Source organism: Streptomyces sp. ISL-98 (assembly GCF_018614055.1).
GTDB classification, from domain to species: Bacteria; Actinomycetota; Actinomycetes; order Streptomycetales; family Streptomycetaceae; genus Streptomyces; species Streptomyces spiramyceticus.
Map to the genome: position 1 here is coordinate 26,264 of NZ_JAGGPB010000056.1, position 15,464 is coordinate 41,727.

At 73.4% G+C, this 15,464-nt stretch carries 12 protein-coding genes and 1 pseudogene; 2 read left to right on the plus strand and 11 right to left on the minus strand.

Going from position 1 to position 15,464, the window contains the following annotated elements:
* Nucleotides 1–128 precede the first annotated feature (128 nt).
* The 11 genes and pseudogenes from J7I98_RS31820 to J7I98_RS31870 form a co-directional block, all read right to left on the minus strand.
* Nucleotides 129–1,862: an ABC transporter ATP-binding protein gene (locus J7I98_RS31820; protein ID WP_214928521.1), complete on the minus strand. Its 1,734-nt coding sequence runs from the start codon at nt 1,860–1,862 to the stop codon at nt 129–131.
* Nucleotides 1,859–3,604 (minus strand): ABC transporter ATP-binding protein/permease, encoded by a 1,746-nt coding sequence (locus J7I98_RS31825; RefSeq protein WP_214928522.1) that lies wholly within the window; start codon nt 3,602–3,604, stop codon nt 1,859–1,861. The genes J7I98_RS31820 and J7I98_RS31825 overlap by 4 nt, the downstream gene beginning before the upstream one ends.
* Entirely contained in the window at nt 3,601–4,986 is a 1,386-nt protein-coding gene (locus J7I98_RS31830) for a nitroreductase (RefSeq protein WP_214928523.1), read from the minus strand. Before J7I98_RS31830 ends, J7I98_RS31825 begins: the two co-directional genes overlap by 4 nt.
* A gap of 11 nt (nt 4,987–4,997) precedes the next feature.
* Entirely contained in the window at nt 4,998–6,353 is a 1,356-nt protein-coding gene (locus J7I98_RS31835; protein ID WP_251021519.1) for a YcaO-like family protein, read from the minus strand.
* A 77-nt stretch (nt 6,354–6,430) separates the two neighbouring features.
* Nucleotides 6,431–7,951 carry a CocE/NonD family hydrolase gene (locus J7I98_RS31840; protein WP_214928568.1) on the minus strand — a complete coding sequence of 507 codons (1,521 nt, stop codon included), beginning with the start codon at nt 7,949–7,951 and terminating at the stop codon, nt 6,431–6,433.
* A gap of 47 nt (nt 7,952–7,998) precedes the next feature.
* A complete protein-coding gene (locus J7I98_RS31845; protein ID WP_214928525.1) occupies nt 7,999–8,880 on the minus strand; it encodes a hypothetical protein in 882 nt (293 codons plus the stop codon).
* An 81-nt stretch (nt 8,881–8,961) separates the two neighbouring features.
* Nucleotides 8,962–9,099, minus strand: a complete 138-nt coding sequence (amiA, locus tag J7I98_RS31850) for a streptamidine family RiPP (RefSeq protein WP_214928526.1) — start codon at nt 9,097–9,099, stop codon at nt 8,962–8,964.
* 60 nt (nt 9,100–9,159) lie between these two features.
* A pseudogene (locus J7I98_RS31855) lies at nt 9,160–10,123 on the minus strand (ABC transporter ATP-binding protein).
* Entirely contained in the window at nt 10,104–11,144 is a 1,041-nt protein-coding gene (locus J7I98_RS31860; RefSeq protein WP_214928528.1) for an iron ABC transporter permease, read from the minus strand. The pseudogene J7I98_RS31855 and the gene J7I98_RS31860 overlap by 20 nt, the downstream one beginning before the upstream one ends.
* A complete protein-coding gene (locus J7I98_RS31865; RefSeq protein WP_308378015.1) occupies nt 11,141–12,208 on the minus strand; it encodes an iron ABC transporter permease in 1,068 nt (355 codons plus the stop codon). The genes J7I98_RS31860 and J7I98_RS31865 overlap by 4 nt, the downstream gene beginning before the upstream one ends.
* Nucleotides 12,205–13,185 carry an ABC transporter substrate-binding protein gene (locus J7I98_RS31870; protein ID WP_214928529.1) on the minus strand — a complete coding sequence of 327 codons (981 nt, stop codon included), beginning with the start codon at nt 13,183–13,185 and terminating at the stop codon, nt 12,205–12,207. The genes J7I98_RS31865 and J7I98_RS31870 overlap by 4 nt, the downstream gene beginning before the upstream one ends.
* A 150-nt stretch (nt 13,186–13,335) precedes the next feature.
* Here J7I98_RS31870 and J7I98_RS31875 point away from each other — a divergent pair, with 150 nt between their 5' ends.
* Nucleotides 13,336–14,583 (plus strand): hypothetical protein, encoded by a 1,248-nt coding sequence (locus J7I98_RS31875; RefSeq protein ID WP_214928530.1) that lies wholly within the window; start codon nt 13,336–13,338, stop codon nt 14,581–14,583.
* Between the two features lie 129 nt (nt 14,584–14,712).
* Nucleotides 14,713–15,408 (plus strand): type 1 glutamine amidotransferase domain-containing protein, encoded by a 696-nt coding sequence (locus tag J7I98_RS31880; RefSeq protein ID WP_214928531.1) that lies wholly within the window; start codon nt 14,713–14,715, stop codon nt 15,406–15,408.
* Nucleotides 15,409–15,464 lie beyond the last annotated feature (56 nt).

Consider the following 15,464-nt stretch of genomic DNA (forward strand, 5'->3'; position numbering starts at 1 on the left):
AGGACATGGTTCGGTCGCGTCAACTCGCCGTGCCACAGGGGAGCTTAGCGTGTCCTAATCGAAAGTGATCAACCGCCCGTGACGAGAGGCTCACAGCATGGTCCCGGGCGGTTGCCGGAAGTCGTCGGTCAGGCCGCCAGCACACGGCTGAAGGCGCCTCCCTCGTACGCGAGTTCTTCCCATCTCCCCTCCTGTGCGATGCGTCCGGATTCCAGTACGGCGATACGGTCGGCCCGTCGGATCGTCGCCGGCCGGTGCGCGACCCAGATCGTCGTACGCGTGGCGCACGCCGAATGGAGAGCCGCCGCGAGTTCCGCGTCACCGGCCGTGTCGAGGTGCGCGGTGGTTTCGTCGAGGACCAGTACCCGGGGGTCGCTCAGCAGGGCGCGCGCCAGCGAGATACGGGCGCGCTGGCCGCCGGACAGGGTCGTGCCGCGTTCGCCGACATGCATGTCGAGGCTCTCGACGAAGCGGTCGATGCCGCAGCTGCGGGCCACCGCCAGCACTTCGGCGTCCGTCGCGGCGGGTGCGCCGAGGCGGAGGTTTTCGCCGAGGGTGCCGTGGAACAGCGGGGTCTCCTGGCCGACGACGGCCACGGCACGCCGCAGTTCCAGCTCGGCCACGTCGCGCAGGTCCACCGGCCCCGAACCGTCTGCGGGCAGCAGCTCGACGGCTCCGTGCGCGGGGTCCCAGAAGCGGGCGAGGAGGTGGGCGCAGGTGGACTTGCCGGCCCCGGAGGCTCCGACGAGCGCGAGGGTCTCCCCCGCGCGGACGGTGAGTTCGACACCGTCGAGCACCGTGGCGCCGCCGTAGTCGAAGCGGACGTCGCGCAGCCGGACCCCGAGCGGGCCTTCGGGCACCGGCCGGGGCGCGGCGGGTTCCGGGGCGCCCGGGGGCGCCTTGATCGCCGCGCCGACGCGGGCTGCCGCCGAGCGCAGTCCGCCCGCCTGCCCCAGCGCCGCCGCGGAGTCGGCGGCCGGCGCGAGGGTGCCGAGCGCCAGAGCCATGGCGGCCGGGGCCCAGGCGCCGTCGAGCCGCCCGACGGAAACGGCGTGCGCCGCGATCGCGACCACCCCGGCCACGGCGCCGACCACCAGCACATCGCGGACGGCGGCCGCGGCCGCCTCCCACGACTGTTCGGCGCGCTGCGCGTCGGCCAGATCCTCCCCGGCCGAGGCGAGGCGGGAGCGCCTGCGCGCCAGGGCGCCGAAGGCGAGCAGTTCGCGCAACCCGTCCACGGTCTGCACCGCCTCGGCCGACAGTTCGGCAGCGGCCGTACGCGTCCTGGCCCCTCTGGCCGTCCTCCCCCGCCCCTCCAGGAGCGGTGCGAGTACGAGCAGTCCCGCGACGGGGAGCACCGCGGCCAGCATCCACGGCTCGACAACGGCGAGTGCGGCCGTACCCGTCCCGAAGACCAGAGCGGATGCGAGCAGTTGCGCTATCGCGTGGGCGTAGAAGAATTCCAGTGCCTCGACGTCCCCCATGGCGGTGGCCGCCAGGTCGCCGCTGCGCCGCCCGGCGATCCGCGCGGGCGCGCTGCGTGCGAGGCCGTCGAAGACGCGTACGCGCAGTTCGGCGAGGACTCGGTACGCGAGGTCGTGCGAGAGGTCCATTTCCCGCCAGGTCGCCAAGGCCCTGACGAGGACGAGACAGATGAGCGCCGCGACCGTGCCGGTGGCGGGCGCCGCGCGTTCGATGACGGCGGCGCCGACCGTGTGGGCGGCGAGCGTCACGAGGGCGACCAGCGCGGCCTGGTCGACGATGGCGGCCGCGCAGGTCCGCGCGACCATGGTCCGGTGGGCGCCGAGTGCGGGAAGCAGTGCGCGCAGCGATCCGCGCTCGGCGGTGTTGAGGGACGTCATGCGGCCCGTCCTGTCTCTTCGTGTTCCGTACGTCCGGCCTTGACCAGCGACGCGTAGAGGCCCCCGTCGGCCATGAGAGTGGCGTGATCGCCGACGGCCTGCACCCGGCCGCCGTCGAGGACGACGATGCGGTCGGCGTCCCGTACGGAATCCAGGCGGTGCGCGACGACGATGCAGGTACGTCCACGGGCGGCCGTGGCCAGTTCCTGTCCGATGCGTGATTCGCGGCGCTCGTCCACCGCGCTGGTCGCCTCGTCGAGGATCAGTACGTCCGCGTCGGCCAGCAGCGCCCTGGCGAGGGCCAGCCGCTGGCGCTGGCCGCCGGACAGGGTGGCTCCGCGTTCTCCCACCACGGTCCGGTATCCGTCCGGCATCCCGGCGATCTCGTCATGGATTCCGGCCGACCGGGCGGCCGTGCGGAGTTCGTCGTCGGTGGCGTCCGGGCGGGCGAGGCGGAGGTTGTCGGCGATGGTCGCGTGGAAGAGGTACGTCTCCTGGGAGACGACGGCAATGCCGCGCCGTAGGGAGGCGAGGGTGAAGGAGGACGCGTCCCGCCCGTTCACGAGCACCCGCCCGCTCTGTGGGGCGCTGTGGCGCAGCAGCAGTCCGAGGAGTGTGGATTTGCCGGCGCCCGAGGGCCCTACGACCGCGGTCGTACGCCCGCCGGTGGCGGTGAAGCTGATGTTCTGCAGAGCAGGGCGGTCCGTGTCCGGGTACTGGAAGGTGACCTCGTCGAAGCGGATGTCGGGTGCGGTGGGCCAGTCGGCCTGCGCCTCGCCGTCGTCCGGGACCCCGCCCCGGGCCGTGCGCAGCGCGGCGATGCCGTCGGCGGCCGAGACGCCCAGATAGCCCGCATGCCATTCGCGGGAGAGGTCACGTACGGGACGGAAGCACTCCGAGGACAGCATCAGCAGCAGATACGTCCCCGTGGCAGCGGTGTGTCCCGACACGGCCGACGCACCTGCCACGAGCGCGGCGGCCACGGTCCCGCCCTGGATCGCAAGATCGGTCAGGCCGGTGTCGACGAGGGAGACGCGCAGCTTGGCCACGGTCGCGCGGTGGAGGGCGGACGAACGCTTCTCCAGGCGTGTACGCGTACGCCCGACCGCACCGGCGGCGCGCAGTGCGGGCATTCCCTGCAGGGCTTCGAGGTAGTCGGCGGCCAGGCCTTCGTAGGTGTCCCAGTGCTCGCGGCCACGCCGCTCCAGGAGTTTGTCCCACCACCGGGGCGCGAGGAGTGCCAGGAGGAGGGCGGGGGCGAGCGCGAGGAGCGCGTACGGTTCCACGGCGGCGACGGCGACGAGCAGCAGCGGTGGCACGGCGCAGGTGATCAGCAGCTGCGGCAGGTAGCGGGACACGTACGCGTCCACGCCCTCGACGCCGTCGATCAGCGTGGCCCGTACGGCCCCGGCGCGGGCACCCTCCAGATGGGCCGGCCCCAGTTGCCCGAGCCGGTCGAGCAGCGAGTCCCGCAGCCCGATCCGCACCCGGGACCCGGCGCGGACGGCCACGCGCCGCTGCCACCAGCCGAGCCCCGCGCGGGCGGCGACGACCGCGAGCACCGCGCCGAGCAGCCACGGCAGTCGGCGGGTGTCGCCGCGCGCGATGCCGGCGAGTGCGGCGGCGAGGAGCGCCGCCTGGGCGAGGTGGGTGAGAGCGACCGCGCCGAGCAGCGCCGTCGCTCCCAGGAGGGCGCCGCGCGCCGTGCGGGCAGCGCGCGTCAGCTCCGGATGCAGCATCAATGGAATTCACCTCGGGATGACGGTGCGGGTCGCCCGGCGGAGCTTTCTGCCCGGCCGGGTGTCTGGGGGTTGTCTTCCGGGAAGGCGCGGGACCGTTCGTCGCCTCTGCCCAGGGCAAGTCCGTGGAGGATCCAGTCCCGGCCGCGTTCGCCGCCCAGTGCGGCGCCGAGGTCGGCCTGCTGCCAGGAGCCGACCGGCCGCGACCGCAGGCCGAGCCCGGTGGCAGCGGTCTGCGCCAGGCCCACTCCGTATCCGGCGGCCAGGTGGTCGCGTCGTATTCGCGCCGGATCGGCGCCCGTCGGGCATCCGTGAGCGAGCAGTACCGCTCCGGCTTCGGCGATCCACCCCTGGCCGGCGGCCCAGGAGGCAAGCGCCGGCCGGGCGTCGCCGGAAGCCAGCTGCCGGAGGACGGGGATGTCGTCCGTACCGGGGGCGAGTTCGAGCAGTACGGGCCGTGCGCCGCCGACGGCGACACACCACCGGGGCCCGCCCGGCCATGCCCCGGCCGCGCGGGCCAGCACCCGGGCGAGGTCTTCCCGCACGGGCTCACCGCGCAGCGGGGGCGGTGCGCTGCGCCGGGACAACGCCAGGCTTCGCGGAACGGTCTGCGCTGCGGGTGCCCACTGTCCCGGTCCGCCCCCGGACAGAGTTACGTCGTCCAGGGCACGCCGGGTCTCGTCCAGCACCGCAGCGCCCCTACCGGCCGACGGCACAGCGTGCGGCGCTGCTCCCGAACCGCAGGACGCCCAGCGTTCGAGAGCCCGCTGCGGGTCCTCCGCCGTGGGAGTGACCGTGACTGCCGCGAGCGGATGCTGCGGCTCGGTTCCGGGCCAGGTCTCCTGCCACCGGCGGCTGTTCGGGAGCCCCGCCGCGGCCGACAGGAGGGCGCCGTCCGCGTCCAGGCACACCTGTGCCGCCCCCGCCAGGGCGAGCGCGGCGGCCGCGTGTCCGGCGTCGAGGAGCAGCAGGGGCAGCGCGCGATGACCGTAGTGCGACACCGTGCGGCGGGCGGTGACGGTGAGGACGGCGAGGGTGCCGTCGGGCGGGTCGTCCGGGGCGGGGCCGCGATGGTGGACCCGGTGGGTGCGGGCGTCGTAGGCGTAGCGGCCGGGCGGCAGCGGGCCCGCCCGGCCGACCAGGAGGTGGGCGTCGACGGGGTGCAGCGCGCCCGCCGAAGGCACCGGTCGCAGGCGGCCGTTGGCGCCGTCGGCGGCGGCGAGTGCGTGCCGCAGTACACCGTCGATCTCGCCGGTGATCGCCTGCGGCGGCGAGGGCCACACGGGCGCGCTCCCGGCCGCGGTGTCCGGGCCGGGCGCCGCGAGGGACCGTGCGCGCGCGAGGGCCGCGTGCGCCGTGCCGTTGGTGAAGCGCTCCGGGGTCATGTCGGCGCCCCTCACATGTGGGGCGGGGGCGTGAGCGTGAAGTCCCCGGGCAGGCTCGGCGGCGCGGACCGCCATCCCCGGGACAGCGCCGCATCGGCGAATCGCGGGTTGCCGAAGTAGGCGAAGGCGGCGGGCGCGTTGGGTATGAGGCCGGACACGAGGACTCGCGCCACGCGCAGCGGGGTCTCGGCGACGTCCTCGGTCGTCAGGTCGAAGGTCATCACGCGGTGCCCGCCCTCAGCGAGCCCGCGGTCGAGTACCTCGCGGCTGCCGGGCATGACGTCGGCGATGTCGACGAGGCCGCCCGCGGGCTCGGTGAAGCGTGTCGCCAGCGGGGTGACCCGGTCGTCGAGCCACACCTGGACGTGGGCGCCCAGGTCCCGTACGGCCGCGAAGTCCGTGCCGCAGTCGTCCAGATAGCGCCGGTCGGCCCGGTGGTCCAGGTACAGGCCGCGCGCGAGCATGCCCGCGTCGATCGCGCGGAAGACCCAGCCGTCGGCCTCGACCGCGCCCTGCGTGAACACCCAGGTGTGCACGGCCTCCAGGACGGCCTTGCGTGCCGCTTCCGCCGGGTCGTAGCGGCAGGCGAAGCCCGCGGCGTAGATACGGCGCTGCGGATCGTAGGCCAGCGCGGCCATGCAGGGCGCGAATTCGGACGGCATCTCGACGATCCACACATCGAGGCCGCAGCCTTCGAGATCGGCTGTCAAGCCGGGCACACTGGCCGGGTCGATGCCCCGGGTGGGTCCGTCGAGGTGCCACCACAGTTCCAGCGCGTCGCGCTCGACGATTTCCAGCAGGCCGCGCTCCACGGCGTCGTCGAGTCCCTGTCCGGTCGCGATGCCCGCGTAGTTCAGGTGGTGGGTGCGGGGCAGTGAACGGAGCTCGCCCTGGCGCCAGTTGAGATGCGTGAGGGCGACCGGCGCCCAGCATTCCTGCCCGCCCTCGCTGCCCCGCGCCCACAGCGCGCGGGTGTCGTCGCCGAAGGGCTCGTACGGGAAGGCCTCGCGCGCGTACTGCCAGGGCGCGTAGCGGGGAAGGTCGCCCGGCCCGTACAGCCTCTTTCCCTCGCCGAGGAGCTGGGACGCCGTCGCGCGCCGGGGCACCTCGGGGTGTCCCGGTGGGGGCAGCCGGTTGCCGCAGTAGCGCTCCACGGCCTCCGCGATGGCGGCGATACGGGCGCCCTGCGGGTCGCCGAACGTCGTGCCGAGCGAGACACGGTCCGCGGGCCAGGCCCCCAGGCGGCGGGCGTCGGCGACCTCCGCCGTCATGGCGACGTAGCGGGGCGGGGCGCCCGCCGGGTGCTCGACCGGTTCCACTCCGCGGATCAGCCCGCAGACGGGATCGACGAGTTCGTCGAGCGGCAGGGCGGCGCCGACGGGCGCGCTGGTGCCGGTCGTTGGCGTGGCAGTGGAGGTGGCCGGGGACGTGGTCGTGGAGGTGGTCAACTGCATATCTCCTGTGCGGGATCGACACGCGGGACACGGTGCCTGGCAGGGACGACGGGCAGTGACAGCGCACTGCCCGCGAGGATGAGGGACCGGCGTGAGGGAAGCAGCCGGGTGGCGGTCAGGGGGTCTTCGCCGGTGTGCGGATTGCGGGCGTGCGCGGGGAAGTGGTGTCCGGCGACTTCGAGGCGCAGGCGCGTTCCGGCGGGCAGCCGTCGGGCGACGTGCCCGAGCGGGACCTCGATGCGGGCGGGGTCGTTGCCGCCGTCCTTGCGCCGTACGACGCCGAGGGCGACGGGGTCCGCGGTTCCGCGCGGATCGAGGGCGACGAGGCGTACGACCCAGTCGGCGCACGGCGTGTCCGCAGCGGCGGTCAGCCGGACGCGGGCAGGGCCGAGGAGGTCCAGCGGGCGGGGAATCGGGGCGGTGACGAGCAGGCACCGGTCGGGTTCGCCGGTGGCCGGTACGGTCAACGCGTCGGAGCGCACCGGCTGTTCCGGATCGGCGGTGAACTGCTCGCCGCGTACGAGGCGCAGTCCGGTGCACGTCCCGAAGGGGTACTCCGTTTCCTCCACGTCGTCCGCCATGGCGGTCCACCACTGGCTGCCGCCGAGTGCGGCGACGCCGCGCCGCCCGCCGGAGAGCTGGCCCGCGAGAGCCGCCCGCGCCCACCGGACGTACAACGCGCCCAGATTCAGCCGGTGCTTCGGGTGTGCTTCAGGGCCGGGGGACGCCGTCAGTGCGTGTCCCCAGGGGCCGATCAGGAGCCGGGCAGGGCCGCCCCAGTGCTGCCACAGTTCGACGGTGTCGTCGCGGAAGGGGTCGCGGGATCCGCCGACGGCCAGCAGGGGTACGTCGGCTGACGCGCCGCGCAGGGCGACGTCGCTGCGGCGCTGCGCCCGCCAGAGGTGCGGCCAGGAGGGCAGGTCGCGCCCGAGCCTGTGCGGGAGACCGGCCAGCGGGAGATGCTCGAAGAGCCGGGGGTCGCGGGCCAGGGCGTCGTCGAGCGCGGTCTCGTCGGAGTCGCGTCGGTCTCCGTGCGCCGCCCACCAGCCGGTACGGGCGAACAGCCGCTCCGGGCCGCCCGGTTCACCTGTCTCACCTGGTCGGCCGGGCTCACGCGCGGTCTCGGCGAGCCCGAGGGCGGGCACCGCGGCGATGACGGCGTCCGGCCGCTCTTCCGACGACGCGCCGAGCGCGGCCGACAGCGCGCAGTACGCCGCGTACGAGCTCCCGCTCGCGACGACGTGCCCGTCGGACCACCGTTGGCCGCGCAACCAGCGCACGGTCGCCGCCCCGTCCCCCTCTTCGTGCTGGTAGGGCCGCCACTGGCCGTCCGAGGCGTGCCGTCCGCGTACGTCCTGTGCCATGGCGGCGAAGCCGTGCGACGCCCAGGCGCGGAGTTCCGCCCGGTGCAGGCGCCGGTCGTACGGCGTACGGATCACGACGGACGGGAACGGACCTCTGCCGGACGGCAGGCAGAGGTCCGCAGCCAGCCGGACGCCGTCGGACATCATGACCACCGCCGGAGCCTCAAGGGCAGTGTCCGCGCCCTGATGCGCGCTCACTTGGCCGCACCGCGCCGACCGCCCGGCGAGGACAGCGGGGCCACTTGGGGTACGGGCAGGACGGGGTGCTCGGTGACAGTCAGGTCGCGCAGATCGACGCGCCGGAGACGGCGGCGTACGGGCAGCCTGCCGTCCTGTTTCCGGTCGCCGTCGGCCCAGGCGACGAGGTCGGCCGTAAGCAGCTCGGCGATCAGTGCGGCCGATGCTTCGGTACCCGCCCGATCCGCCTCCGGGGTCCGCAAACCGGCCCAGTAGGCGGCGAGTTCATGGTGTGCCGGGGTCGCCGCGAGACGCCGCAGCCGTACGTCGCGGGAGGTGACGTCGCCGGGCTGCGAGGCCAGGGGTTCCACCCAGGCCTGGAGGCCCTCGCGATGGCAGCGCAGCCAGCCGATACCGATGCCGGGCAGCCGGTCGGCGGAGTCCCAAAGTCCCACGGGGACGGGGGCGTCGAGACACCAGACGACAGCCGCCGACGCACCCGCATCCGCGTCATCTGCAAGGCCCGCACCACCCTCGGCCATGGCAGCCACCTGCTCGGCGTCGACGCTCTGGACGTCGGCGCCTTCCGAGGCCGCCCGACGCGCCAGGGCTCCGGTGAGCGGCTCGTCGCCGAGCACGAAGACCGTCCGCCCCTCCAGCGGTCGCCGGCCACCGTCCGACCGCGCATAGCCCGCCTGCTCGAACGCCTCAACCAGCCGTTCCAGTGCGGGACTTCCCTCTCGGCGGCCTCCGTCCGCCCCGAACCTGGCCAGCAGGTCTTCGGCGGCCACCTCACCCGTATCGATGCGCAGGAACGCGCCGTCCTGCGTACGGACCGCGAGGCCGCGGTCGGGCACGGTGACGATCTCGACGCCTGGGAGAAGTCTGCTGACGGTCACGGGTGGGGCTCCTGGTGTGCGGGGACAGGTACGAAAGGCGGCGGGCCCGCCCAGTGACTGGGCGGGCCCGCTCCATGGGACTTACTTCTCGGCGTCGACCGCGTCGGCGGCGGCAGCGTCGTCGAAGGGGTTCTCGACGAGGGCGTTCGAGTGGGTCGCGGAGAGGTGCGCCAGCTGGCCCTGCTCGGCGATCGTGCTGAACACCTTGTTCTGCTCCATGTGGAGTCTCCATTCACATACGGGTGGTGCGGCAGCCGAGCGGCTGCCGCACCACAGACACTAATGAATATGATTGTCATTTCACAACTGGATCGGCGCCCGGCAGAGGGTGATCTGGGTAACACACGGGCCACCCGCCCTGCGGATCGCGCCCCACCCGCCCTGCCACGCCCAGGACTTCGGCCAGCAGGTCCGCGGTGACGACCTCCTCCGGCGGGCCGTCGGCCGCCACGCGCCCGCCGCGCAGCGCGACGATGCGGTCGGCGAAGCGCGCGGCATGACCGAGGTCGTGCAGCACCATCACCACCGTCAGCCCGCGCTCCTCACGGAGCCGCACCACGGTCTGGAGCACCTCCAACTGGTGCCGCAGATCCAGATAGGTGGTCGGTTCATCGAGGAGCAGTACGCCGGTGTCCTGGGCCAGGGACATCGCCAGCCGCACACGCTGGCGTTCGCCCCCCGACAGCGAATCGACCAGCCGCCCACCCCAGTCGGCCACACCAACGTCGGAGAGGGCCCGCGCGCACACCTCGTCGTCGCCCTCTCTGAGCATCCCGAGAGGGCCGCGAGCGGCGTAGCGACCCTGCTTCACCAGCTGACGTACCGTCATGCCGGGTACGGCGGGCGAGGACTGGTGCAGCAGAGCGACCCGGCGAGCGGTGGCCCGCCGGGACAGGCGCGACACATCGTCACCGTCCAGCAGTACGCGCCCAGCTGCCGGGCGCAACAGGCCGGCGGCAAGCCGCAGCAAGGTGCTCTTCCCGCAGCCGTTGAGGCCGACCAGCGCCAGCAGTTCGCCCGCCTCGACCCGCAGGTCTACGCCGCTCAGTACCTCCCGCCCCGGATAGCCGAAGCTGACGCCCTCGACGGCGATGGCGCCGTGCGACGCGAGCCGGGCGTCGTCGGCCGCGCTCTGCGACCTGGTCTTCTCGGCTCCGGCCTGTGACGCGGTCATCTCTGCCCTTTCTTCGTGATTGCCGGGTGCGGGCCGTACGGACGACAGCTCACCTCGGCTCCGATCCATGACGCCGGGCCACGGCGAGCAGCAGTGCGGCTCCCACACAGGTCGTCAGCGCGCCCACCGGCACGGTCAGCCGGTCGGCGTCCAGCCCCTCCGCGAGCAGCCGTGACAACAGCTGCGCGGCGCCGTCCGCCCCGCACACCACGACCGCGCCGATCAGCGCCGAGCCGGGCAGGGTCCAGCGCAGGTCCGCTCCGAAGAGGGCCAGCGCGAGGTGCGGCACCAGGAGTCCTACGAAGCCGAGGGCGCCGACGGCCGAGACCGCACCCGCGGTCAGCGCGACCGCACACACCAGCGCCGCCGCACGCGCCCTGCCGACCGCGAGCCCCGCTGCCGTCGCCTGCTCGTCGCCGCAGCGCAACAGCGTCAGCGGTGCGGCCAACGCGCAGGCCAGAGCGGCCCACACAGCCGCCCAGGGCCACAGGAGCGTCCAGTGCTCCCACACCCGGCCCTCCGTGGACCCCACCAGCCACTGCACGACGCTGCCCAGTTCGCCCGGCGCGACGAGGAGCACCATCGCGGTGAGCCCGGCCAGTACGGCGGAGACGAGCACCCCGTGTACGGCCGTCTGTTCCGGGTCGCCCTGTTCCCGTCCGGCGAGCAGCCACAGCAGTCCCGCTCCGGCGAATCCGCCGAGGCACGCGGCGACAACCACCGCGGCCGGGGATTCCCAGCCTGCGAAACCGAGCCCCGTCGCCGTCACCGCACCGAGCACCGCTCCGGGCGTGACGCCGGTGACCTCGGGCCCGGCCAGCGGGTTGCGGAGCGCCGACTGCAGCAGCAGCCCGGCCAGCCCGAGGCTCGCGCCGGCGCCCAGGGCCACCAGTGTTCTGGGAAAGCGGAGTTGCATGACTATGTGCCGCGCGGTCGGGTCGCCCCCGCCCGACAGCACCTCCCACACTCCCCCGGCCGTCGGGCTCCGGCCGACGACCAGTCCGGCGCAGGCGACGGCAGCGACGAGTACGGCCAGCAGGCCGAGTTTCACCCCGGGCCACCGGGTGCGTACGGCAAGAAGCGCGCTCATCGGCCGCCTCCCGAAGGGGCATCCGCGAGCTGGGGCGACGTACCCGATGCAACCGACGTAACGGATGCGACCGACGTACCCGCTCCGCGGTCCTGAGCCCCACGTCGCATTCTCAGCAGCGCGACCCCCGCGGGTACGCCGAGCAGTGCGGTCCACACTCCGACCGGCGTCTCGACCGGCGCGAGCGCCAGCCGGGCCGGCTGGTCGGCGCACAGGACGATCAGCGCGCCCCACACGGCGGACCAGGGCAGCCAGCCCAGCGCATCCGCCTCGGGCCTGAGCCTGCGCGCCAGTTGTGGCGCGAGGAAACCGACCCAGGCGACCGGTCCGCAGACGGCGACGACCGGGGCGATGAGCACGATGGCGATGGCGAGTGCGCCGAGCCGGGCCCGGCGGACGCGTACGCCCATCGCCCGGGCGTCGTCGTCACCGAGCCGCAGCACTCCGAGAACCGGCGCGCACAGCACCAGTGCGGGTACGGCGACGAGCAGCCAGGGCGCGAGCCCGGTCACGTCGTCCCAGGTGCGGGAGGACAGACTGCCCAGCAGGTAGCGGTAGATGAGCTGCAGATCGAGCTGGTCGGCGAGCACCATCAGTACCAGCAGTCCCGCCTGAAGGGCCGCGGACACGGCAGCGCCCGTCAGCAGTACGGCCGAAGGACTGCGCCCGAATCCGGCGGCCACCAGCGTCAGGACACCGCCGAACACGGCCCCGCCCAGGGCCAGCAGCGGCTCCAGGACCACGGGAACCGACAGCGCCAGCACGAGCGGCGCTGCGACGCCGAGCGCCGCGCCGGAGGAGACGCCGATCATCTCGGGTACGGCGAGCGTGTTGCGCAGCGCCTCCTGGAGGACCAGGCCGGCGGCGCCCAGGCAGGCTCCCGCGGCCAGTGCGAGCACCAGCCGCGGGAGCCTCAGCTCGGCGAGGATCACCCCTTCGAGGCCGTCGCCGGCCAGCGCCGCACCGAGGCGGTGCGGCGCGATGTACGGCGTGCCCAGGCACAGCGCGGCAGCAACGGCGATCACCAACAGGCCCACTGCACATGCCAGTTGGCGCTTCGTCACCGCAGGGCGGCCATTGCTTCGTCGAGCACGATGCCGAGCGACCGGGTGCCGCGCCCCTTGGCCCACACCTCCGAGTTCACCTCGAAGACCTTGTCGTTCTTCACGGCGGGGATCCGGGCCCAGAGGGGGTTCTTGGCGAGCTTCTCGGACAGCTTCCCGTCCGATCCGCCGAAGGACAGCGTCTCCACGAACAGCACGTCCACGTCACGGGCGAGGATCTCCTCGATGCTGTAACTGCCCTCGACGCCACGGCCCTTCCAGGGGTACGAGGAGATCTTCGGGAACAGTCCGGCGGCCACGTCGTTCTTGGGCGTCGCCACTCCGAAGTTCTCGTCGCTGCCGAAGATGATCAGGCTCGTCTTGTCGCTCTTCTTGCGCTCGGCCTTCGCGAGCTTCGTACGGAAGCGCTTCTCCGCCGCCTCCGCCTGCTTCGTACGCCCGGTCAGTGCCGCCAGGTTCCGCAGGTATCCAACGCTGTCCTCCCAGGTGGAGGGCTGTACGGGCCAGAAGGTCGTGGCGCCCTTCAGCGCGGGGGCGAGCTTGCCGTGCGTGTCCTTCAGTCCGATCACGAGGTCCGGCTTGTGCGAGAGGACGGCCTCCACCTCGGGGCTGAGGAAGCCGCCGGGCACCACGGGGATCTTCTTCGCACGCGCCGGACCGAGGAAGTCCGGGTGGGCCAGCAGCGCGGAATTGGTGGCGCTCGGCGTCATGCCGAGCTCGGCCAGCATGTCGTCGCACAGGGCGACGAGGCAGACGATGCGCTTCGGCGGCGTCTTGGCGGTGATGGTGACGCCCTGCGAGTCCGTGACCGTACGCGCGGCCTTGATGGGACGCACATCCACCGCGGTCTTCGGGCCCGCGTCACCGCCCGCCTTCTCGGAGGCGGGTTCGGCGGGAGCGCCGCACCCCACGAGTACGGCCCCTGCGGCGGCGGCCGCCGCCCACCGGCGGATGACTCCTGTCACTGCGCGCGACATGACGTGCCCTCTGTTCTTCTCGGTGTCCCGGGGCTCCGGAAACGGTGTGAGCAGGGGTGTCCCCGGACCGGCCCCCACCCCGCATGATTTAGACATGATAATCATTATCAAAGCAACCCCCGCCGCCATCTCTCAGCCCGGAGGCCGACCGTGCCCCTCGCTCCACGCCTGCTCGTCGCCGATCAAGTGGCCGGAAATATCCGCATTCTGGATCTCACCGACGGACGTACCACGGCCCGTATCGACGGGCGCCATCTCGCCGAGCACGCGGGCTTCCTCGCCCTTCCCGGCACGCGCACCGCCTTCGTCGACGACCGCGCCGGCGAGCTGCTGGTTCTCGACCCCTACGGTCCCGACGCCGGCCGTCCGCTCATCGAGGCCCGCGTGCCGGTGGCCGTGCCCGCCGAGCACCTGGCCGCCGACACATCGGGGCGGCGTATCGCGGTGTCCACCGGTCTCGGCCGCAACTGGTCCGCCTGGACAGACCAGTTGACGGCCGTCGATCTGGCGGCCGAAGGGGGCCCGAGCGCGGTCCGCGTACGCACCCGCGTCGGCGAGCCCGGAGTCACCCTGGCCGGCTCCGCCGACGACCCGCTGGTTGTCCTGCGCCACCGGGAGCCGGGCGAGCTGACGGCGTACCGGCACACGGCGCTGATGGCCGCCGCCCCTGCGTGCCCGCCCGCTGAACCGGACTGCGGCCTCCCTCTGCCGGACGACGACGGGCACGGCGACGCCTACGACCCCATAACCGGCTGGGTGTTCGCGGCAGCGGGCTCCGGTGTCCACCGCGCACGCCGCGACGGCGACGCGCTCAAGGCCGGGGTCACGCTGCCCTGGCCGGCCGGCGGACGCACCGGCGGGCGCGGCTACTACCTGCGGCTCGACGCCGCCCACCGCACGCTGTGGTCATGCGTACGGGGCGGTCCGAGCGCCCCGGAGAGCTGGCCGGACTGGACCAACGACGCGTGGTGGCACCACCTCGACCCGGGCCTCACCGGCCGACTGGAACTGGGCCCCGGCCTGGTCTTCCGCCTGGCGGTCGCGGCCCGCCATGTCGCCTTCGCCCGCGTGCACCCCGACGGTGACGAACTGATCCTCGTCTCCACCGAATCCGCCGCGCCCGAGGTCTGTGCCCGGCTCCCCCTGCCGCCCATGGCGGGCGCTCCGCGCCGCGGCGGCACTCCGTGGGACGGCGTTCAACGCCGCGCCATAGCGGCCTCCCCCGCCACGTCGCTGATCGCCGTCACACGCGGCGGCCACGGGGAGATCCACATCTTCGACGCCGACACGGCACGGCAGACAGCCCTGATCACCGTCCCGACGCCCCTCGACGAGGGCGGTCATCTCACGCTCGTGGCCCCGGACGACGGGGCCCACAGGGACCCGGTCGGCCGCTGACAGCCGTACGGCGTATTCCCCCGGTGCCATTGGAATTCCAATGCGTCGTGCCGGTTTCCCCGGCGGTCTCCTATGGCACGGAGTTTTACGTTCGACACCCACGTCCACCGCATGCCTACGGAGAACTCCATGGCCAAGATCCTTTTCGTACTCACCGGCGCCGACACCTGGACGCTGGCCGACGGCACTCGGCACCCGACCGGCTTCTGGGCCGAAGAAGCCGTAGCCCCCTGCGAGGCGTTCAAGAAGGCGGGCCACGAGGTCGTGGTCGCCACCCCGGGCGGCGTCGTACCGGCCGTGGACCGGGCGAGCCTGGCGCCCGAGTTCCACGGCGGCAAGGAGGGCGCCGACAAAGTCTCGAAGGCCCTCGCGTCCCTCACCGAGCTCCAGCGGCCGCTGAAGCTGGAGGAGGTCGACCTGGCCGACTACGACGCGGTCTTCTACCCCGGCGGCCACGGCCCGATGGAGGACCTGGCCGTCAACGCCGACTCCGGCAGGCTGCTGGCCGGGGCGCTCGCGTCCGGCAAGCCGCTGGGCGTGGTCTGCCACGGCCCGGCCGCGATGCTGGCCGCCAAGAACGCCGACGGTACGTCGCCGTTCGCCGGTTACCGGCTGACCGGATTCACCAACGCCGAAGAGACCCAGGCGGGCCTGGCGGACAAGGCGAAGTGGCTGCTCCAGAACCGTCTCGTCGAGATCGGCGCCGACTTCCAGGAGGGCGAGCCGTGGGCCCCGAAGGTGGTCACCGACCGTAACCTCCACACCGGCCAGAACCCGGCCTCCGCCGCCCCGCTCGCCGACGTGATCCTCAAGGCACTGGCCTGACAAGGGGCCGCAATGCTCGCGGATGCGAACCGCGCGAGATGCGGTGACCCTGGGAG